This window comes from Paenibacillus sp. BGI2013 (assembly GCF_002843485.1).
GTDB classification, from domain to species: domain Bacteria; phylum Bacillota; class Bacilli; order Paenibacillales; family Paenibacillaceae; genus Paenibacillus; species Paenibacillus amylolyticus.
Genome location: NZ_PJFA01000001.1, coordinates 594,253 through 614,707, shown reverse-complemented (window position 1 = coordinate 614,707; position 20,455 = coordinate 594,253). Strand labels below are relative to the sequence as shown.

General features: G+C 46.6%; 19 protein-coding genes. 3 read left to right on the top strand and 16 right to left on the bottom strand.

Annotated features, from left to right (window positions below; all coding sequences use genetic code 11):
- Positions 1-207 precede the first annotated feature (207 nt).
- The 6 genes from fabD to CXK86_RS02670 all read right to left on the bottom strand — a co-directional run bounded on the left by fabD (position 208) and on the right by CXK86_RS02670 (position 4,833).
- A complete protein-coding gene (gene fabD, locus CXK86_RS02695) occupies positions 208-1,149 on the bottom strand; it encodes an ACP S-malonyltransferase (protein WP_076249833.1) in 942 nt (313 codons plus the stop codon).
- Positions 1,150-1,174: 25 nt separating this feature from the next.
- On the bottom strand, positions 1,175-2,164 hold the full coding sequence (locus CXK86_RS02690; protein WP_036610885.1) for a beta-ketoacyl-ACP synthase III: 990 nt from the start codon (positions 2,162-2,164) through the stop codon (positions 1,175-1,177).
- A gap of 8 nt (positions 2,165-2,172) precedes the next feature.
- Positions 2,173-3,168, bottom strand: a complete 996-nt coding sequence (gene plsX / locus CXK86_RS02685; RefSeq protein WP_101313438.1) for a phosphate acyltransferase PlsX — start codon at positions 3,166-3,168, stop codon at positions 2,173-2,175.
- Positions 3,165-3,713, bottom strand: coding sequence for a transcription factor FapR (fapR, locus tag CXK86_RS02680; protein WP_047842457.1), 549 nt, complete (start codon positions 3,711-3,713; stop codon positions 3,165-3,167). The genes plsX and fapR overlap by 4 nt, the downstream gene beginning before the upstream one ends.
- Before the next feature lie 372 nt (positions 3,714-4,085).
- Positions 4,086-4,259 carry a 50S ribosomal protein L32 gene (gene rpmF, locus CXK86_RS02675; protein ID WP_017689233.1) on the bottom strand — a complete coding sequence of 58 codons (174 nt, stop codon included), beginning with the start codon at positions 4,257-4,259 and terminating at the stop codon, positions 4,086-4,088.
- Positions 4,260-4,326: 67 nt separating this feature from the next.
- Positions 4,327-4,833, bottom strand: a complete 507-nt coding sequence (locus CXK86_RS02670) for a YceD family protein (RefSeq protein ID WP_101313437.1) — start codon at positions 4,831-4,833, stop codon at positions 4,327-4,329.
- Positions 4,834-5,296: 463 nt separating this feature from the next.
- On the opposite strand from CXK86_RS02670, the gene hmpA reads away from it, so the two are divergent.
- A complete protein-coding gene (gene hmpA / locus CXK86_RS02665; RefSeq protein ID WP_101313436.1) occupies positions 5,297-6,532 on the top strand; it encodes an NO-inducible flavohemoprotein in 1,236 nt (411 codons plus the stop codon).
- A 219-nt stretch (positions 6,533-6,751) separates the two neighbouring features.
- A complete protein-coding gene (locus tag CXK86_RS02660) occupies positions 6,752-7,984 on the top strand; it encodes a nucleotidyltransferase (RefSeq protein ID WP_101313435.1) in 1,233 nt (410 codons plus the stop codon).
- 350 nt (positions 7,985-8,334) lie between these two features.
- Here CXK86_RS02660 and CXK86_RS02655 read toward each other — a convergent pair whose 3' ends face one another.
- Positions 8,335-9,375 (bottom strand): SepM family pheromone-processing serine protease, encoded by a 1,041-nt coding sequence (locus CXK86_RS02655; RefSeq protein WP_101313434.1) that lies wholly within the window; start codon positions 9,373-9,375, stop codon positions 8,335-8,337.
- A gap of 250 nt (positions 9,376-9,625) precedes the next feature.
- Here CXK86_RS02655 and CXK86_RS02650 point away from each other — a divergent pair, with 250 nt between their 5' ends.
- A complete protein-coding gene (locus CXK86_RS02650) occupies positions 9,626-10,963 on the top strand; it encodes a nucleoside recognition domain-containing protein (RefSeq protein WP_101313433.1) in 1,338 nt (445 codons plus the stop codon).
- On the opposite strand, the gene coaD is transcribed toward CXK86_RS02650, so the two are convergent.
- The 9 genes from coaD to CXK86_RS02605 all read right to left on the bottom strand — a co-directional run bounded on the left by coaD (position 10,941) and on the right by CXK86_RS02605 (position 20,135).
- Complete coding sequence (gene coaD / locus CXK86_RS02645) at positions 10,941-11,447, bottom strand: pantetheine-phosphate adenylyltransferase (RefSeq protein WP_085981453.1); 507 nt, start codon at positions 11,445-11,447, stop codon at positions 10,941-10,943. The two genes, CXK86_RS02650 and coaD, sit on opposite strands and share 23 nt — an antisense overlap.
- A gap of 1 nt (position 11,448) precedes the next feature.
- Positions 11,449-12,057, bottom strand: a complete 609-nt coding sequence (gene rsmD, locus CXK86_RS02640) for a 16S rRNA (guanine(966)-N(2))-methyltransferase RsmD (protein WP_101313432.1) — start codon at positions 12,055-12,057, stop codon at positions 11,449-11,451.
- A gap of 302 nt (positions 12,058-12,359) precedes the next feature.
- The gene (locus CXK86_RS02635; protein WP_101313431.1) at positions 12,360-12,794 is read right to left on the bottom strand and encodes a hypothetical protein; all 435 of its coding nucleotides are present in this window, start codon (positions 12,792-12,794) and stop codon (positions 12,360-12,362) included.
- A gap of 129 nt (positions 12,795-12,923) precedes the next feature.
- Positions 12,924-13,199, bottom strand: a complete 276-nt coding sequence (locus CXK86_RS02630; RefSeq protein ID WP_180361714.1) for a hypothetical protein — start codon at positions 13,197-13,199, stop codon at positions 12,924-12,926.
- 116 nt (positions 13,200-13,315) lie between these two features.
- Positions 13,316-13,621 (bottom strand): hypothetical protein, encoded by a 306-nt coding sequence (locus tag CXK86_RS02625; RefSeq protein WP_017689244.1) that lies wholly within the window; start codon positions 13,619-13,621, stop codon positions 13,316-13,318.
- 170 nt (positions 13,622-13,791) lie between these two features.
- Positions 13,792-16,839, bottom strand: coding sequence for a beta-galactosidase, LacZ type (lacZ, locus tag CXK86_RS02620; protein ID WP_101313429.1), 3,048 nt, complete (start codon positions 16,837-16,839; stop codon positions 13,792-13,794).
- A 157-nt stretch (positions 16,840-16,996) separates the two neighbouring features.
- Positions 16,997-17,827, bottom strand: coding sequence for a carbohydrate ABC transporter permease (locus tag CXK86_RS02615; RefSeq protein ID WP_036609483.1), 831 nt, complete (start codon positions 17,825-17,827; stop codon positions 16,997-16,999).
- Positions 17,820-18,710, bottom strand: a complete 891-nt coding sequence (locus tag CXK86_RS02610; RefSeq protein WP_101313478.1) for a carbohydrate ABC transporter permease — start codon at positions 18,708-18,710, stop codon at positions 17,820-17,822. Before CXK86_RS02610 ends, CXK86_RS02615 begins: the two co-directional genes overlap by 8 nt.
- A 141-nt stretch (positions 18,711-18,851) precedes the next feature.
- A complete protein-coding gene (locus CXK86_RS02605) occupies positions 18,852-20,135 on the bottom strand; it encodes an extracellular solute-binding protein (protein ID WP_235193818.1) in 1,284 nt (427 codons plus the stop codon).
- Positions 20,136-20,455 lie beyond the last annotated feature (320 nt).

Below are 20,455 nucleotides of genomic sequence, written 5' to 3'. Positions count from 1 at the left end.
ATTCCTCCTTTCCCCAAATCTATATCAGTTCAACCAAAGAATGTTTACACTTGCCACTCCGATGACAGAATAAACTTCCCATCGCTGTTATCCCCAGATTTTTTTGATTCCCTTTTATAAAGGGAAAATCCGGTGATAAAGGCGAACGCTCCGCTTCTTCAGTTTTTTTCTGTCCTCTCCGTTCTCGTGTAAAAAGTTTAGTTTAACTCATATAATTCCTTCTAATTCACTTGCCGTTGCTTCGAGCGTTTCAAGACTGTTCACATTGTACAGTTTTACGGTTTTATCTGTTTTTTTAATCAAACCGGTCAATACACTGCCAGATCCAATCTCGATGAACGTATCCACACCTTGCTCAATAAGCCATGTCACACTGTCTTCCCATAATACAGGAGAATAGACCTGAGCTGTCAACAAATCCTGAACCTGTCCATCCTCTGCAGGTCTTGCAGTCACATTAGCGACTACAGGGACCGCTGCCGGTGAGAACGTAACGGTTTTCAGTTTCTCTGCCAGCTTCTCAGCTGCACCCTTCATTAATGAGGAGTGGAACGGACCGCTTACTTCCAATGCAATGGCGCGTTTACCGCCTGCTTCTTTCACTCGTTCCGCGACAGCAGCTACGCCTTCCTTCACACCAGAAATGACGATTTGTCCCGGACAATTAATGTTGGCAAGTTCAACCGCATGACCGCTTTCAGATACGTCACGGCAAAGCACCCCCAGCGCTTCCCGATCCGCACCCAACACAGCAGCCATCGCTCCTTGTCCACCCGGTACTGCCTGTTCCATATACTGACCACGTGCCCGCACAGTGCTCACTGCGTCTGCAAACGAAAGAACGCCCGCTGCCACCAGTGCACTGTATTCTCCCAGACTGTGTCCAGCCGTATAGTCAGGCTGAATTCCTTTTTCTTTGAAAGCTTCCAGCAAGGCAATACTTGCTGTCAACAGAGCCGGTTGTGTATTTGATGTCTGTTTTAACTCGGTCTCCGGTCCTTCAAATACAAGGTTGCTCAGCGAGAAACCCAATGTTTCATCTGCTGTGCGAAAAATTTCGGTTGCGGCAGGCACGGACTCATACGCGTCCTTGGCCATGCCTACAGCCTGTGATCCCTGTCCGGGAAATACAAATGCTATTTTACCCATCTCATTCATCTCCCAGATGTCTAATTTACCAAACGAGTACCGATGCACCCCATGTCAAACCGCCACCGAATCCAACCATCAGAACGGTATCTCCGGCTTTCATACGGCCTTCCTCCGCTGCTTCTACCAGAGCAAGCGGGATGGAAGCAGCAGATGTGTTTGCATACTTATCCACGTTGACTACAACCTTTTCTTCAGGAAGTTCAAGTCGTTGCATCGCAGATTGGATAATCCGAATATTCGCTTGGTGAGGAACAAACAGATCCACATCCGTACGCTCCATACCAGCCTTGCGTAATACCTCAATGGTAGCCGTCCCCATGACACGTACCGCAAACTTAAACACTTCACGACCGTTCATGTTGATGTAATGTTTTTTATTTTCAACGGTCTCTGCAGTAGCAGGCAGACGGGAACCGCCGCCTTCCATCTGAAGAAGACTACCGCCAGCACCTTCGGCACCGAGATCGAACGCTTTGAATCCGCGACCTTCCGGAACTTCACCAACAACTACCGCGCCTGCTCCATCACCAAAGAGGACACATGTGTTACGGTCTGTATAATCCGTAATACGTGACAAGCAGTCCGCACCAATAACAAGTGCATTGTTGTACATACCGCTTTGGATGAAGCTCGTAGCACTAGCCAAACCGTATACAAATCCGGAACAAGCAGCCGACAGATCAAATGCCGCGGCACCTTTTGCACCCAATTTGTCCTGCAAGATGCAGGCTGTCGATGGGAACGAAGAATCCGGGGTAATGGTTGCAACAATAATCAGATCGAGATCACTGCCTGTCATACCTGCAGATTCAAGGGCTTTAATAGCCGCTTCATATGCCAGATCAGAAGTTGCCTGATCCGGTGCAGCGATGTGACGCTCTTTGATTCCTGTACGACTGACGATCCACTCGTCATTGGTATCGACCATTTTCTCCAGATCGCTATTTGTCAAAATTTTCTCAGGCACATATTTCCCTGTACCAATAATCCCTACTGGGCGCAAATTATTCATATCCTCACTCACTTCCCGCTAATTTCCTTAGATATGCTCTCTACCAGCTGATTCTGCACTGCAATCCGAGCTTGGCGCACAGCATTTTTGATGGCATTGCCATCAGCAGATCCATGACTTTTCACAACCAGTCTGCTCAAACCGAGGAGTGGCGCTCCGCCATGCTCCGTATAATCCAGCTTTCGTTTCAACCCACGCAGCTCAGGCATTAGTACAGCTGCAGCCAGTTTACTTTTGAGAGAAGATGAAAATTGTTCCTTAAGCAAGGCGAAAATGGCACCTGCTGTGCCTTCCAGCGACTTCAGCAGGATATTCCCTGCAAAACCGTCACATACAAGCACATCACAAGCACCAGTCAGCACATCACGTGCCTCAACATTACCGACAAAACGAATTGGGAGTTGTTCCAGTAAAGGGTATGCATGTTTGGTCAACTCATTTCCTTTGCCTGGCTCTGTTCCTACATTGAGCAAACCCACTCGTGGGGACTCAATGCCCTGTACTTTTTGCCGATACAAACTGCCCATCAAGCCATATTGTGCAAGGTGCTCCGGTTTGGCATCCATATTCGCTCCTAGATCCAGCGCAAGCACACCTACATCATCAATCGTTGGAATCATAGGCGCAAGCGCCGGACGTTCAATGCCTTCCATGCGACCTACAACAAGCAAACCCGCTGTCATGAGCGCTCCAGTATTGCCCGCCGAGATCATCGCGTCCGCTTCGCCCTCTTTCAGCATGCGGCCTGCGACCACCATGGAGGCATCCTTTTTGCGACGCACTGCTTTGACGGGTTCATCATCCGAACCAATAACTTCGGAAGCATGCCGGACCGTAAGATTGACAGGTCTCACACCTGACTGACTCAAAAGAGGTTCCAGCTTGGCTTCATCGCCGATCAGTACGATCTGTGTATCCGCCCATTCCGTGGCTGCGGCAATCGCACCTTGTACCGTTGATGCAGGTGCATTGTCGCCTCCCATGGCATCAATGACGATTTTCATTCCAAATGACCTCCTTCTCCGCTGTCTTCTCCACCTGAATGGTAGATTACAAAGTTGCCTTGAAACACCATTTCTTCACCTACATAAGTGAATACTTCCACTTTGGCTTTGCCCTTTTGACCCGGAATCGATCTCACATAAGCCTTTGCAATACATTTCTCTCCCAAATGAACCGAACGGACAAAGCGAATGTCTGCTGATGCAGTCAACGCGATCTCGTCATTAATAATCGCTACAGCTAAGGAGTTGGCCTGTGCAAAGACATAGTGTCCGCGTGCAATCCCTGTTCTGGAAAACACGTGTTCTTCCTTAATCTCAAACAGGGAAATCCCGCTCTTATCCAGTTGCAGATCCACAATATCACCGATAATCTCATGCAAGGGCAACGAGCGTACCTGATCATACGAGAGCTCTGCCATCAGTTTCATCCGCTCCCGAAGTTCGGGTATTCCAAGTTCCAGCCTGTCAAGACGAATCGTCTGAATACTCACCTTCAATTGGCGTGTAAGTTCCTGATCCGTCACAAACGGGTTCTCTTCTATCATTCTGGTTAACTGCTGTTGCCTCTGTCTCTTCGGTACACGTTCGATGCCTGACACCCCCCGCTGTATCGTTTACGAAACCGTCCCGTCCGGCCAGTTCAACCATTCTTTCGTGTTGCTTCTATAGTTGCATCCCTGGTCACCAGGGTCGTTCTCAAACGGATTATGGTTCATCTATATGTAACGTCAAATCTTAGAACCTGGTACTAAACTATAGTATATCTCATCCCGTGTCAAAAAGAAAGACTGGCCTAACAAAAACAATTCACCCTTCTGGTACAAGGATTTCATGCTTGTTAGCTCACTCTACCTACACTCTCTAATCCAAAAAAAGTAGCACCTCATCGAAATGAAGTGCTACTTAATGTCCAACTATTATTGAGAGATGATCTCTCTTGCTTTGTACGTTCCGCACACTTTGCACACGTGGTGACTAAGTTTAAGTTCGCCACATTGTTCACATTTCACCATGCCCGGTACAGCCAATTTAAAGTGAGTGCGACGTTTGTCGCGACGCGTCTTGGACGTTCTCCGTTGAGGTACTGCCATTATTCCCACCTCCTTATCAAAATCAACCTTTGCAGGTAGTCTTAAAATGTTCGATTTTCAATCATGCTCATTTAAAAAAATCCTTGAGCCCTGCAAGCCGCGGATCAATAACCTCGTTATCACAACCGCAGTCACCTTCGTTCAGCTCATGGCCACACTTGGGGCATAACCCTTTGCATGTATCGCTACATAGCGGTATAAACGGAAGATCCAGCAGAAAAGCTTCCTCGGCATAACCCTTCAGATCAACGCTATCTCCATCCACATAGAGCGTATCATCGTCTTCGTGTAATCCCTCTGGCTGTTTTCCCTGCTTGAATTGCTCATGAAAATCAATATGAAAATGTTCATTGATCGGCTTAAGACAACGGGAGCACAACATGTCCACTCCTACAGTCAGCTTGCCATGAACATCCACAACGTCACCTTCTCTGAATTCTGCAGATAAGTCCGCAGTCAGCGGGGTAACGGCTGTGATATCTTGTCGGTTAGAAACCAGTTCCTTGATCTCCCACTGTTCGTTAAACTTCAGGGAACCATCACTGGTAGCCACTTTGCGAAATGGCATTAACATTTCCATCACTCCAAACGAAACCAATTTCATAATTCGTATCAAACGTATCACGACAGTTATACAGGTCAAGCCTGCTTTTGTAAAGCAATAAATCCTGACTGTATGTATTCTGACGAATCTTCGTTAAAAGTATTATGAAATTGACTTAACAAACAAAAATCATTATACCGATTTTTCAAGACGTTTGTCAACACTTTTAACTTTACACCCTATTTTAAAACCAATGGCTCAGAACCGTTTACTCCATCTGGTCTATTATAGACTCACTTTAAGATAAATCACAAGTCGTCATTTTAGTTGTAGTTCCTTGCAAATAGCGGTCACATTTCGTTAACGTTTAGTGTGATCTATGTCACACAGACCCGCTTGCTCCCTATCTATACTTGCTATAAACCGAAGCATGATCAGCTCCATGACCGATTTATTATCCAACTATTTCATATTATATCGGGAGGGAAAATGTATGTTAAGTGAGCACACAATTAGAGTCATTAAATCTACAGTACCCGTACTTGAAGTCCACGGCGAAGCGATCACACGCCATTTCTATGAAACGATGTTCGCAGCTCATCCGGAACTACTGAATATTTTCAATCACGCAAATCAGAAACAGGGACGACAGCAAGCCGCCCTCGCCAATATGGTATACACCGCTGCCCTGCATATCGATAATCTGTCCTCCATCCTGCCTGCCGTCCGGCAAGTTGCACATAAACATCGCAGCCTGGGTATCGTTCCCGAGCAATATGAGATTGTTGGCACCTATCTGCTTCAAGCCATCAAAGATGTACTTGGAGACGCGGCAACGGATGAAATTATCACGGCGTGGGGTGAAGCCTACAATGTCATTGCAGACGCCTTTATCGGGATCGAACAGAACATGTATACAGAAGCGGAAAACCAGACGGGTGGCTGGGAAGGGTTCCGTACCTTCAAGGTTGCCAAGAAAGTGCAGGAAAGTGAAATCATCACGTCCTTTTACCTCGTTCCAGACGATGGTCAGCCCATTGCCAGTTATGAACCAGGACAATACATCAGTATCAAAATCAAACCAGAGGCACAGTCATTTACCCAGATTCGTCAGTATAGCCTTTCAGATACCCCGGGTAAACCCCACTATCGCATTTCCGTTAAGCGTGAGCGAGGTGTATTAGAGCGTCCTGACGGAGTTATCTCTACGTATCTCCACGATCACATTGAAGAAGGCAGTCTGGTGGAGCTATCCGCTCCTGCTGGGGACTTCACGCTGAATGCAGACGATAAACGACCTGTTGTTCTCCTGAGTGGTGGTGTCGGTCTAACGCCCATGATCAGTATGTTAAATACGCTGGTTAACTTGAATGAAAATCGCAACATTACATTTTTGCATGCAAGTCCCAATGGTCAATCGCACGCGTTCCGTGATCATGTGAACAGTCTGGCCAAACGTAATCAGGGCGTTAAAGCTTATTATTGTTATACTCAACCTGAGGATGCTGATCGTGAAAATGAGTATTTTCATAAGGAAGGTTATATGGATGCGATCTGGCTTCGCCAAGTAATCGATGAACTGGATTCCACTTATTATCTGTGCGGACCGGTTTCGTTCATGCGGGCAGTGTATACGGAACTTCAGGCGCTTGGTGTTGCAGCGGACAACATTCATTATGAATTTTTTGGGCCAAAAGCAAGTCTATCTCCCGCGCCGGAAAGTGTCTAAAGCGTGCTGATTTATTAAGTTGAAGAAGCCGTTCTCCGAATATCGAAAATCTGTAATATACAATAGATTTGCAGGCACAGTCTGACATCTGCTGATGTTGGAATTGTGCCTTTTTCTTGTCTGAATTGGTGCTTGATTTGATCTAATACATGACATCCCCTATGATGGAATGGATGTTATACATACTCGGTTATCCAATCGAAAGGAGTACGTCTAATCATGAAAGCCGTAGGCGTCATTGTTGAATATAACCCCTTGCACAATGGGCATGTCTATCATTTGCAGGAAGCACGGCGGTTAAGCGGAGCAGACGCCGTTGTCGCAGTTATGAGCGGCCCTTTTCTCCAGCGTGGCGAACCCGCCATCGTGGGTAAAAGGGCACGCACCGAGATGGCGCTGCACGCAGGCGCGGATCTCGTGCTTGAACTGCCGGTTGCGTACGCGGTCCAACCGGCCGAGTGGTTTGCCTTCGGTGCGGTATCGCTGCTGCACCGCACCGGCGTTGTGGACTCGCTCTGCTTTGGCAGCGAGTCCGGCGACCTGGACAGCCTGCAGCGCATTGCGCGCGTGCTGGCTGTGGAGCCCGCAGGGATGCGCGAGGACATCGCGCGCCGCCTGCGGGAAGGCGCCAGCTACCCCGCCGCGTACGCAGGCGCGGCGGCGGCGCTGGCGCCCGGCGGCGTCGATGCTCACGACGCCGCTGCACTGCTGGAGCAGCCCAACAATTCGCTTGGGCTGCACTACCTGATCGCGCTGCAACGACTTGGCAGCGCGATCCAGCCCTTTACGGCGGCGCGTACCGGTGCCGCGTATCATGAGGCGACGCCCGGGCCGGGGGCGATCGCCAGTGCAACAGCCGTCCGCCGCCTGCTGATGGCGGACGGACCCGATGCCGCCGCGCCATACGTGCCGGCGGCAACCCTTGCCATTCTGCATCGCGAATGGCAGGAAGGGCGCGCTCCCATACACTGGGAGCGCTTTGCACAGCCGCTGTTGCACCTCGCGGCCACCCGCCGTGCCTCCGAGCTGGAACGCATCGCCGAAGTCACGGAAGGCCTGGAACACCGGCTGAGCCGTACACTCGCTCAGCTCCCGGAGCCTTCAGTCGAAGCACTCCTGAATGCACTGAAGACCAAACGATACACACGCACCAAGCTCCAGCGTATGCTCGCCCACTTGCTCCTGAATCACACCAAAGCAGAGTGTTCACCAGAGCAATTGGCTGCCGGACCTGGATATCTCCGAGTCCTCGGATTTAATGCTCAAGGGCAGAGCCTACTTAAACAAATGAAGAAGACTGCGTCGCTTCCTGTTGTACTGAAACCGTCGACGTTCACACACAATCAACTTGAACTGGATATACAAGCTCAGGTTGCGTATGGGCTCGCTTGCGAGCATAAGGACACACGCAAGATGTTTAGTGACTACTATGAGTCGCCTGTAAGACTGTAATCCGCTTTTGACCATAAGCTTCATCTCTATAGAGCTTTTTATTCCATCATCAAACAGATCATTGATATCCACTATTCGACACTCAACTATATAATTAAAAAATCCCCTTGCTGCGCGCCGCTCAGGGCACCTCGCAACAAGGGGATTTCCTTATTCACTTCTCTTGTTCTCTTAATTCTTTTTCTCTTAAATCTTTTGGGTATCTCTACCCCTTTGGGTCTAGTGAGTCTGTTGATCTTCTCAAATCTCTTGATCACACTTCATTCCACTGTAATCAATTATTCCGATTTTATCCGTTCTTTATCCATCCGGTTCAACGTTGGCTCGATCTCTTCCCGCCCTATTATAACCTATGATTTCACGGACAAGGTTTTCAAATAAGCCAGCGCATCATCCACCGTGCTCACAGGCACAAGTTTCATTTTGGTGCCGATCTGTTCAGCCTTGGCTGCTGCTTCCTTATAGTTATCTTTAGGTACAAAGAAGATCTCCGCTTCTTTTCGATCAGCGGCTACAATCTTGTGTACTACACCACCAATGGCACCCACCACACCCTCCTTGGTAATGGTACCTGTACCCGCAATTCGATGCCCCTTGGTCAGATCTCCAGGTGTTAACTGGTTATAGATCTCCAACGTAAACATCAAGCCGGCAGACGGACCACCAACCTGAGTATCGGTAAAGGATATCTGTTTGTCTGGCTCTTCAGCTTTCACCTTCTGAACCGTACCAATCATTACTCCGAGTCCCGGGCGGGTTTCACCTGTTTTATTGTCTTTTACCTGAATCAGTTTCACATCCCGGCTAATGGTCTCTCCACCACGTTCCAGTTGCATTTCAACCGTATCTCCGACCTTTTTATCTTTTAACTCGGCAGAAAGCACCGTATTATCCGGCGTAGCTGTTCCGTTCACTCCCAGAATGATATCTCCCGGAGCAATGTCTCCTTCCGGTTTTGGATCTTCAGACAGTCCAAATACAAAGATATGTTCAGGTACAATAGAGTAAGTCACACCAGCCTGCTCATATGCAGCCTCCATTGCGGAGGATTGTGAGTCACTCATGAACCACACCTGTTCGGCAGAGTATTCCGCTTCGCTTTTGCCGCGCAGTCGGTCTTCCTTTTTATCCACTTGAGCATTTTTATTGAACAGAGAGGTTCCTAGCAAAAACACATTGGCATATGTTGCCGACACGGTTGTCATCATGAACACACCGTGTTCTTCCTGGTCTCCGCCCTTAACGGTTACCATTGGTTTTACTTCATCTGCACTGCCAGGCATATATATGATATATGGCGTTGGCATGTACACGGCAACATAGACGACCAGAGCCACCACGATCACAAAGATCGAAGCTCTGAATCCGCCAGATTTCCGAATCCGATTCATCGCATGAGCCTCCGTTCTTTGTATCTCTATATAAGCTGAACTCTACACTAATCAGCGATCGTAATTCCATCTTGTTTAATCATTTTTTCAAGTCTAACACTCTGGTCCTTGTGCATACAATGGTACAGGCCGGATAGGCCGCTGTATACAATAGCCTGTCCGGTCAAGGCCGAACCGCCCTTCGGGCGTCATTCGGCCGTCCATAACGATTCAGATGCCAAATCGGCGTTATCTGATATGAGGTGAAACGATGACATTACAGAGCGAGGTTAGAGATTCTGGCCCGTTACGAACGATAATCCTAAGTACCGGCGCTTTAATGTTGGTCATTGCGGTAGTTGCGTCCCCCAAACAAGCGTTTGATGCCTCTATTCAAGGTCTGGATATATGGTGGAAAATCATCTTCCCTGCCATGCTCCCGTTCCTCATGTTATCCCAAATGCTCACTGCGTTTGGCTTCACCCACGCGATCGGCGCCTTGCTCGGACCGTTAATGCAACGCTGGTTTAGACTCCCAGGCAACGCAGGTCTGGCAATTGCCGTTGGCATGTGCGGCGGATTCCCCGCAGGAGCAGATGCGGTATCCCGTTTATTTCAGGATAGACAAATTACCGCCAAGCAGGCGGTTGTCCTTGCGGCGGCATCTCATTTTGCCAATCCAATGATGATCATACTGGTCGTTGGTGCTGCTTTTCTCCACCAGCCAGCGGCCGGATATTTTCTACTCGTGGTCCACTGGATCAGCGGCTGGATTGCTGCCATTCTTGCCACACGTCTCCTGCCAGCACCGGGTAAACAGAAAGACAGGGTTGGCTCGACAGCCTTACAAGCAGATAAGAACACTCTTGATTCTCAGCCTGCAAGTCCTGCAAGTTCCACAAGTCGCTCATCTGCCCCCCACCATGCTACGAACAAACGACGCAGTATATGGTCTGATATGATGATTGCAGCGAGGGAAGCACATAGTCGTGATGGAAGAGGATTTGGCAAACTGCTCGGTGACACCGTATCCCAAGCTGTGCAGACCTTAATGATGACTGGGGGATACATGATCGGTTTTGCCGTATTTATCCGGTTGGTCTCCCTTTATCTAACTCCTGGGTCCTCTGCTGCGCTGTGGCCAGCCTTCTTTGAGGTTCACCTCGGCACCTATCATTTGAGCCAGACTTCATTAACACCCATGCTGCTCATGTCTCTACTTGCAGCCGTTCTGGGATGGGGTGGTTTATGCTCCCATCTGCAAGTCTCTGCTGTCTTGAAAACAACTGGTCCGGGCAGCAAATCGATGTTGTACTTTGCCGGAGTTCGTCTGACTCATGGATTAATCGCCTTTTTCATCAGTCTGTTCCTATGGATGCCGTTCAGCCGTTATAGCACAGAAGTCTGGACCACATTACAGACGAATGCAGAGCAAGACCTCTCGACACCATTTGGTTGGCTACTCATACATAGTCCAGGTAACACATACACGATCAACACCATTTGGAGCATCTTCCCTGCTGCATGCATGGGACTTGCGTTACTTCTTGCAGTCATGATTAGCCTATCAGGTCTTACCTTCTGGTTTAACCGCCGGTTTTCTCGCTGATTTTCTGACGGAGCGCAGCTTCCACTTCAGGTGAGACAAGATCTGTAACATCCCCATGATAATGAGCGATTTCTTTGACGATGCTGGAACTTAAATAGGAATACTTCGGATTTGTCATCATAAATATGGTTTCCGCATCCGGGTTCAACTTGCTATTGGTCGACGCCAATTGCAACTCGTATTCAAAATCAGTTACCGAGCGTATACCACGAACGATGACCTGAGCTTCCTTTTGCCGGACGTAATTGGCTGTCAGATCGCGGAAACTGTCCACTTCGACATTCGGTAGATGGCGGGTTACTTCCGTAATCAGTTCCTTGCGTTCCTCCACCGTAAACAGCGGATTTTTGCTCATATTGTTCAACACAGCCACAATGACGCGATCAAATTGCTTCGACGCTCTGGCGATAATATCCAGATGCCCCATCGTTACGGGATCAAAACTTCCAGGATATACGGCGATCCGTTCCTGTCGATGTATCATTTCAGTCATGAGGAGCCTCCTCTTCCGGTGTAATGGATTCTCCATCTTCAATTGCTTCAGGCGCATAATAATAGATGGATACTGCCGTCTCCCCATACAAAGCCTTGCGCGTTTGTTCAAACGGGCCGAATTGCTCAGGGTAATCATGTTTGGATTCATATTCAAGCACGATGGTTGCTTCGGGTTCCAAAAGTTCCAGTTCGTGCATGGTCAGCATTAACTCGTGCCCGTTCTTCATGCGATATGGCGGGTCGAGAAACACCAGATCAAACGTTGTGCCTCGCTTGGCGAGTGCCTTCAATGCTCGACCTGCATCATTACGATATACAGCCGCCTGGTCTTCCAGCTTGGTCGCCTTCAGATTCATGCGGATAACGTCAATACTTTTCGATTCCAAATCAACAAAAACAGCCTTGTCCATGCCGCGGCTCAGCGCCTCAATACCGAGACCTCCACTGCCTGCAAACAGATCCAATGCTGTGCCGCCCTCAAAATAAGGACCAACCATGCTAAATAACGCTTCCTTCACCTTGTCGGTGGTCGGCCGCGTACCCGTGCCAGGAACAGCCTTCAGCGGCCTGCCTTTTGCACTCCCAGATACCACTCTCACTTGACGAGTCACCTTTTCTCTATGTAAGTTTATTGATACGACTATCGTACCACACTCGGGTTCAGTTTGAAAAATGTGCGGTCTTCATTTTCCTTGGAAAATTGTTGACGAATTATTGACGCATATGTATAAAAAGGAAACAATCGGGCGATTCTATAATTATCGACATCACAAGTGTCGTAGACAACCGCGGAGAAGACTTACGTTTCCCCATAAGCTCTTCGTCCGGTTTCTCCTCTCCCATGAAAAAGAAGCTCTCGAAAGAGGGCTTCTTTTTGTTGTTTATGTTTTAATTTATTTTACTAGATATACTTTTCTTCAAATTCACTTATTTCTGCTTCCTCTTCGGTCTGCAACCATTCAATCTCCCTCAGCCACATGCCCATATCTGCGATAAACTCATTCACTTTTAAATGTTCAATCTTGTATTTCTGGATCTTTTCACTTAAAAAAGCATAAAACTCATGGCTTAAGACATACCGTTGTTTGCTTTTGCTTAATGTCTTATAACGATCCTCGCTGACCACCAGATCAAAATAGATGACATTCTCCTTCTTCACATGTCTGACCGTCGACTTCCTCTCATATTCTTCAGGAAGACACCTGAAAACAAAGAAGAGTTCAATATCAACTATTTTATATTTGCTTTCTGCTTGATCAAAAACAGACTGCAACTCATCCGAAAGATTGGCAACCTGCGTTACACCTGAAGTATCCGTTGATTTTCCGAAGATCATTATTGAAATCCTCCCGTTCATTTTCACCATTCATAATCATACAACTAGAAAAGGTTGACTAGTGATGTAATCTCCGTCAACCTTTCCTATGTTCATCCTTCTTGTACCTTACCCCAACGTAGCAAGAGCTTACGAGTTCAGCTCTCTATGTTTCCGATTGGAAAGTCGCAAATTGATCAATGGAATGATAAGTAAAACAACCGGCAAGAGAAGATTCACCGAACCATTCTTAATCATCATGAAGGTAATAAACAACACGGCGAGCCAAGTCATAATCTCCATCATTTCATATTTGGTTAACGTCAGCTTGAATGCTTTTTTCGAAATGAAACGAATCAAGAAATAAGCGATCAAGCTATAGAACAGGATCATTCCCAAGATAGCAACTAGGATTATGAGGTACATATCCACCATAAAAATCTCACCCGACCCTTATATCATTTCCTTAATTTTACCATATAAGAGATAAGGTGTCATTCCAAATTCCAAACCAGCGCTTCGTCAAGACTGGCAAATTACGCTTACTTCTCTTCAACAACAATCGTTGCATTATAGATCACAACACGTTTCCCATTGAGATCAAATAATACTTTATTCCCGTATTCCGTATCTTCCACGTCAATTTTGCCATCATAGGTCTGAATCAATTCACCATTATTGCTGTACACTTTAACAACCCTCTCCAGGCCACCAGAGTTATTGGACCTCATTGTTTTGAGTGCACGTTCACCTGAAGCGGTATTGAAATACCATATGAAACATCCAACTATGATGCCCAAGAAGACCAACACCGTCACCCATATACCTGTCTTTGCTTTTTTACTCATCTTGAACCCCCCTCTTATGTTTCCTGTCTCGTACATTACGAGGTTGGAGAGAGAACGGTTCCATACCAAGCCTCTCAAGCTGTTCGTTGACATAACAAAACAGAGGCCTCCGATAGCGAAGACCTCTGTTCTTTATAGAATACATTCTTTATTCTGTACGATTCTTTTACTTACAGAGCACGAATGACAAATTCAAATGTCAGTTCGCCGTCCGAAGGGATCAGGTATTCCGGATGAACTGGAGCACCCCAGCTGTCATCACCGCCAACACCCATTTGTTTACCTGCTACAGTCACGACCGTATAGTGTACAGGAGGCAATTCGTACGCATGTTGTGCGTTCTCCAGCTCAAATGCCGTATATGGTGAAACATTCAGCTCAACCGGGGTTCCAGATGCTTCAATTTTGAAGCCACGTCCCGCGTTGTCTGTCAATTTGGCCCAACGTACGCCCGTACGGTTGCCTGATTCCTGTGGTACCAGATATGGAGCCATGGTATCAGCTACCTTGCTGCCGTGGATACCGAGACGTGCGCCAAATGCGCGGTCTGCATAGTTTTCTTCTGGTCCCATCGCCAGCCATTCCACGTTTTCGAAGTCAGGTGATGTTCTGAAGGACAATGCATGAATTGGCAAGTTTGGCAATCCAGCTGTACCTTTGTACGCATTATGCACACGCACGCTTCCATCTGCATGAACGGTATATACCACTTTCACTTGTACATCCTCCGAAATGTTGAGCTTGTACGTGAACTCGATCCGGTATTGATCCGGTTTCTGTTCCGCTTTCCACTCTACAGAACGTGGCATCAGACTCGCTGCATACCAGGCGCCCAGTTCGAAGCCCATCGCCATACCTTTGTCATTATCCGTCATTGCACGCCAGAAGAGCGGTGCAGGTGGCACAGCAATCGTCTCACGACCGGACAATTTCAGGGAAACCAGTGTCCCAAACTGTTTGGAGAACAGCGCATGTGTCTTGCCAGCACGAACACCAATGTTAACGTCACCTTCGATAACGTGTACATCACTTACAAGGTTCAGGTCCGTCTCGGCTGCATCATTTACCTGATCCTGTGTGAAAATAAACTGTCCAAATGCCACTTCTTCGCCTTTGTCAGCCCATATTGTAGCTTCTTTTAACACAAATGCAGTGTTCACAGCGTACTCGCCGCCCGCCAGAGCTTCTGCACCAAGCGGAAGTTTCACTACCGTCTCGCTTTGGGCATCCACGTTGACTTCCAATGTTCCACGCAGCACTTCATGTCCCTCGCGCTCTAGGCTGTATACCAGTTCCAGCGCAGATGTATCTGCGAACAGATTACCGTTCACGATTTTAACACCTTCACGATCCGGGAACAGCTTGATGTTCTGGTAAAGGAATTTGACCTCCTGCATTTTCGCAGTTACTTTACGGTCAGCATGGACGATCCCGTTACCACAGAACGAATAGTCTGATGGACGATCACCAAAATCTCCGCCATAAGCGAGGAATTCTTTGCCGTAACGATCTTTTTTATAAATGGATTGGTCGATGTAATCCCAGATGAATCCACCTTGATACATCGGATATTTGTCTTCCAACTCCGTATATTTGTGCATACCGCCAATAGAGTTACCCATGGCATGCATGTACTCACAGCTAATATAAGGTTTCGTCGGGTTTGCATTCAGGAATTCCTCAATGTCCGCCGGTTTGGCATACATGCGAGTCTCCATATCACTTGTTTCATCGAAACGGCGATCATGGAATACACCTTCGTAATGTACCAGACGTGTTGGATCAGCTGATTTGAAGTATTGGGATACTTTGTAGATGACTTCACCACCGTGTGATTCATTACCACAAGACCAGATCAGAATAGACGGATGGTTTTTGTCACGCTCCACCATGGATACAGCGCGGTCCATAACGATATCATGCCATTCCGGTTTGTCACCTGGAATAACCCATGAAGGCTCAACAGCACCAAGTTTCTGCCAAGATCCGTGTGTCTCCAGGTTCATCTCGTCAATAACATATAGTCCGTATTCATCACACAACTCATACCAAAGACTTTGGTTTGGATAGTGTGACGTACGTACGGCATTCATGTTGTTCTGTTTGATCGTACGAACATCCCACAGCATGTCTTCCTTCGTAACTGCACGTCCACGACGCGGGTTGAACTCATGGCGGTTCACACCTTTGAATACGATACGTTTACCGTTGATGTGCATCACTTTATCGATCATTTCAAATGTACGGAAACCAACGGCTTGAGGAACAACCTCAACCAGTGCACCCGCAGCATCATATACACGAATATAGAGACGGTACAAGTATGGAATCTCTGCGCTCCACAGGTTCACTGTGCCGATGTCTTCACGAAGACTTACTTGTCCATCGTTAACTTTGGACTCAAACGTTTTAACGGTATTGCCTTCACGATCACGAAGTTCAGCCTCTACTCGCGCTCCAGCAACCGCTTTTCCTTCCAGTTTCAAATCTAGTTGCAACGTACCGTTGGTATAGGACTTGTCCAGATCTGTGCGAACATGAACATCACGAACGTGTGCAGTTGGGACGGTATACAGATACACATCTCTGAAAATGCCGGAGAAACGCCAGAAATCCTGATCTTCCAGCCAGCTGCCTGTGCTGCGTTGATACACCTCAACTGCGAGTTTGTTCTCTCCATCCTGAAGGAATGGCGTCAGGTCAAAATCAGATGGCGTGAAGCTGTCCTCCCCGTATCCTACGAATTGTCCATTAAGCCATACATAGAATGCAGACTCTACACCCTGGAAAGAAATATATACCGGATTCGACTCCCAACCTGTCGGCAGGTGGAATGTGCGAATGTAACTTCCAACCGGATTTTTATCCTGCGGCAATGCCGGCGGACGAATTTCGTTCAGTCCATCCCAAGGATATTGTGTATTTACATATTGAATCTGTCCGTATCCTTGTAGTTGGATATGCCCCGGAACTTCAATATCATCCCAGCCTTCACTGGAAAAATCGGATGTATAGAAAAACTCAGAACGGCTGTCTGGACGAATTGCATAGTTGAATTTCCACGTACCATTCAGATCATAACGCATGGACATCGCGCCTGAACCTACAGCCTCGTCCATTGTTTGGTAGTAACGGTGATCGGAATAGGCATGAAGACGGTTCACCTCAAATACACTTACGTCCCCCAACCAGTTGATATCTGCCTTTGTTGCTTTCATCGGCTCTCTCTCCCTTTAAAACGTTATAGTTTGACTTATTCAAGGTTTACGCTGGATTTCCTTTTGCTTTACATAAACAAAAAAGACAGAGGTACGCCATAACAGCGCCCTCTCTTCTTTCCTGCATCCGTCATTTGCACGGATTATGCTGTTTTCATTACTTCACGGAACCTACCATACCTGCAACAAAATGTTTCTGCATGATGAAGAATACGATTGCTGTAGGCAGTGTTGCAATCACGATTGCTGTCATGATTACTCCGTAATCCGGAGAATAACCAGCACCCAGATTTGAGATCAACAGTGGAATCGTTTGTTGGTCAGGTGTTTGCAATACAATGAGTGGCCACAGATAGTTGTTCCAGCTACTCATGAATGTAATGATTGCTGCCGCTGCATATGTTGTTTTCATGGTTGGCATATAGATCTTCAAGAAGATGCCGAGTTCACTCAAACCATCAATACGTCCAGCTTCCAGCAAGTCTTTCGGGAACATTTTGGTGTTCTGACGGAAGAAAAAGATCAGGAACGCTGTTGCGATGGTTGGCAGGATCACTGCTGCCATCGTGTTGATTCCGATAACCGGTGCAACTCCCGAGATTGTTGCGAACATACGATACAGTGGTACCATGATCGCTGCAAACGGGATCATCATGGATAACAACAGGATATTAAACACAATGTCACGAGACTTCGTGCGATATACCTCGAAACCATAACCTGCCATGGAACCAATAAACAGTGCCAAGAGAGTGGAGACCACAGAGATAATCGCCGAGTTTCCGAGAGCCTGTACCAGATTTGTCGAATCAATCAGTTTGTTGAAGTTATCAATAAAAGCTGAACCGGGCAGCAGTCTACCCTTGGTGACATCGACAGATGCATTCGTTGAACTGACCAGCATCCAGAAGAAAGGGAAGATGGATACAAAGGCGACGATGGATAGGAACACATACGTGAAAATCCGTTTTGCTTTAGCTTTAGCCATTTTTATTATCACCTGCCACTTTAAACTGGATGATGGACAATACAATAATCAAGATTACGATGGAATACGACACTGTTGCTGCATAACCGAAGTCCGGAGAATATTTGAACGAAAGGTTGTAGATGTATTGTGAAATCGACATGGTCGCATTACCTGGACCACCTTTGGTAATATTCATGATCTCATCGAAGATTTGCAATGTACCAATCGTTGATGTGATGGACGTGAAAAGGATAATCGGTTTAAGCAAAGGTACAGTGATTTTGAAGAATTGTGTAAAAGCATTCGCTCCGTCAATTCTTGCAGCTTCATAGATCGATTGATCGATGTTTTGCAGGGATGACAGATAGAAAATCATGTTATATCCGGTCCAACGCCAAGTAACGGCGATTATGATCGTAATTTTAGCCCAGAACGGGTCTGTGATCCATTGAATTGGATCGCCAATAATGTGCAAGCCCATCAGGAATTGATTCACCATTCCATCTGGTGCGAACAAATATTTGAATACAACAGAGTACGCTACCAATGAAGTTACACAAGGCAAGAAAATCGCTGTACGGAAGAAGCTCCGGAAACGTAGTGTGCTGTCATTCAGCAATACGGAAATAAACAAACCAAGGATAATCATTACAGGCACTTGAATAATCAAGTAGATAAATGTATTCGATAATGCTGTACGGAACGTTGTATCAACTAACAATCTTTTGTAGTTAGAAAGGCCCGAAAATTCAAGGTTGGCTCCTACACCAGATTTGAACGATAAGAGCAGCGCTTGGATCATCGGGTAGAAGTAAAATGCAACAATCCCGATAACAGCCAGCAAAACAAAAGCCCATCCAGTCAAATTATTTTTCTTTTGGAGACTGTCTCCTGTATTCATGGCTTTCACAGTATGGCTCCTCTCTCTCCATGGAACATGGGTAGAACCCACGGAGCCCTTCGCCATATCCGGTTCGACTTGCGCCGGACATGGGAGATGGCTCCGATGTTTCCTAGGGTTCTATAAGTTACCTTGGGTATCTTAGTTTAATTGTGCTTCAGCTTGTTTTTGTGCATCAGCCAGAACGTCATCGATTGATTTACCGTTCAGGAATGCTTGCATTTCTACTACCAGAATATCTTCAATGGCATATGTGTTGATACCATAGTTTACGCTTGGAATTTCTTTCGTCCAATTTGCAAAGTCTGTGAAGATTTTTTGTCCGCCGAAGTACTCGTCTGCTTTGGCATACGCGTCACCATCAACTGCTGGTTTGTACGTACCAATTGCGCCGATGTTGTTCAACAGATCTTGATACAATTGTTTGTCAGAACCAAATGTTTTTGCTACAAAATCAGCTGCTTGATCTGCGCCAGGAACGTTGTTCATAACATACCAAGAGCTACCACCCAAGTTGGATGCGTGAACAGAGTTTGCTTGACCAGCCATTTTTGGTATTGGAGCTACAGCCCATTTACCGGATTGGGAAGCTTCTTGACGTACAGATGGTGAGAACCAGTTACCTGTAGGAATTGTTGCTACGCTACCGTTATTGGCGTTGGCAACGAATTGACTCCAGTCAGAGTGCAATTTAACAATGTTGGCATCCATCATTGCTTTGTAAGTAATAAACGCTTCTTTCAGAGCAGCATTATTAGCAATGTCAGGTGTTTTACCATCTTCTGCGGAATACCATTTACCTGCAGTTTGAATCATCATACGAATCAAACCAAGGTCATTCGGGTCAAGAGAAAGAAGCTCTTTACCTGTTTTAGCTTTTACGTCTTTACCAATTTGGATGTAGTCATCCCAAGTGATGTCTTGCAGGTCAGCTGCTTTGTAGCCAGCTTGCTCCAGCAGATCTGTTCTGTAGTACAAACCAGCAACGCCGGAGTCAAATGGTACTCCGTATTGTTTGCCATCAAACGCTGTTGGTCCGAGTTTGTAATCTGCAAAATCGGAAGCCGTGATACTGGAAGACAGATCTTTGAACGCATCAGGATATGCATTCAGGAAGCTTTGTGAACGATAGTCTTCAATCAGAACTACGTTTGGAAGACCACTCGCAGTTCCGGAGTTAAGACCTGTGTTCAGTTTCTGAATGATATCAGCTTGAGCGTATTCAATGATGTTAATTTTCACATCAGGATTTGCTTTTTGATATGCTTCTTTTGCTGTTTCCATTGCAGCTACGTTAAAAGCTTTGTCCCAAGCCCAGACCGTGATTTCGTTTGTTTTTTCGTCACCACCACTAGCGGATTTACCTCCGCCACCGGATGAACATGCGGACAACAGCAGTACTGTAACGAGCATCAATACCCACATTTTTTTCAAAACATTCAACTCCCCTTCGACCTCTTTGTGTGTAATTTGTTTACGTTTTCTGAAAGCGGTTGCTTTCGATGTATTCATCTTATCATTCCCATATCTCCATTCGTTAGTAATAATTTTGTACGGATTTGTCATCTTATTGCCACAATGAAAACCTTTACAGAAACCGTTTGCATTAAATTTAGTTTTTTGTAATTTCTTTTGATTTTGTAATTTCTTGATCTTGAAATAGTACAAAAATGATTTCACCCGCTTTACCTCTGACACGTGAAAATCCCCCGACTCTGTAGAAAACAGAAGCGAGGGATCTCGAT

Bases quoted from the DNA above. Each gene is read 5' to 3' on its own strand.
- fabD (WP_076249833.1), bottom strand. From the start codon at position 1,149: ATGGGTAAAATAGCATTTGTATTTCCCGGACAGGGATCACAGGCTGTA.
- CXK86_RS02690 (WP_036610885.1), bottom strand. From the start codon at position 2,164: ATGAATAATTTGCGCCCAGTAGGGATTATTGGTACAGGGAAATATGTG.
- plsX (WP_101313438.1), bottom strand. From the start codon at position 3,168: ATGAAAATCGTCATTGATGCCATGGGAGGCGACAATGCACCTGCATCA.
- fapR (WP_047842457.1), bottom strand. From the start codon at position 3,713: ATGATAGAAGAGAACCCGTTTGTGACGGATCAGGAACTTACACGCCAA.
- rpmF (WP_017689233.1), bottom strand. From the start codon at position 4,259: ATGGCAGTACCTCAACGGAGAACGTCCAAGACGCGTCGCGACAAACGT.
- CXK86_RS02670 (WP_101313437.1), bottom strand. From the start codon at position 4,833: ATGTTAATGCCATTTCGCAAAGTGGCTACCAGTGATGGTTCCCTGAAG.
- hmpA (WP_101313436.1), top strand. From the start codon at position 5,297: ATGTTAAGTGAGCACACAATTAGAGTCATTAAATCTACAGTACCCGTA.
- CXK86_RS02660 (WP_101313435.1), top strand. From the start codon at position 6,752: ATGAAAGCCGTAGGCGTCATTGTTGAATATAACCCCTTGCACAATGGG.
- CXK86_RS02655 (WP_101313434.1), bottom strand. From the start codon at position 9,375: ATGAATCGGATTCGGAAATCTGGCGGATTCAGAGCTTCGATCTTTGTG.
- CXK86_RS02650 (WP_101313433.1), top strand. From the start codon at position 9,626: ATGACATTACAGAGCGAGGTTAGAGATTCTGGCCCGTTACGAACGATA.
- coaD (WP_085981453.1), bottom strand. From the start codon at position 11,447: ATGATACATCGACAGGAACGGATCGCCGTATATCCTGGAAGTTTTGAT.
- CXK86_RS02635 (WP_101313431.1), bottom strand. From the start codon at position 12,794: ATGATCTTCGGAAAATCAACGGATACTTCAGGTGTAACGCAGGTTGCC.
- CXK86_RS02630 (WP_180361714.1), bottom strand. From the start codon at position 13,199: ATGTACCTCATAATCCTAGTTGCTATCTTGGGAATGATCCTGTTCTAT.
- CXK86_RS02625 (WP_017689244.1), bottom strand. From the start codon at position 13,621: ATGAGTAAAAAAGCAAAGACAGGTATATGGGTGACGGTGTTGGTCTTC.
- lacZ (WP_101313429.1), bottom strand. From the start codon at position 16,839: ATGAAAGCAACAAAGGCAGATATCAACTGGTTGGGGGACGTAAGTGTA.
- CXK86_RS02615 (WP_036609483.1), bottom strand. From the start codon at position 17,827: ATGGCTAAAGCTAAAGCAAAACGGATTTTCACGTATGTGTTCCTATCC.
- CXK86_RS02610 (WP_101313478.1), bottom strand. From the start codon at position 18,710: ATGAATACAGGAGACAGTCTCCAAAAGAAAAATAATTTGACTGGATGG.
- CXK86_RS02605 (WP_235193818.1), bottom strand. From the start codon at position 20,135: ATGTGGGTATTGATGCTCGTTACAGTACTGCTGTTGTCCGCATGTTCA.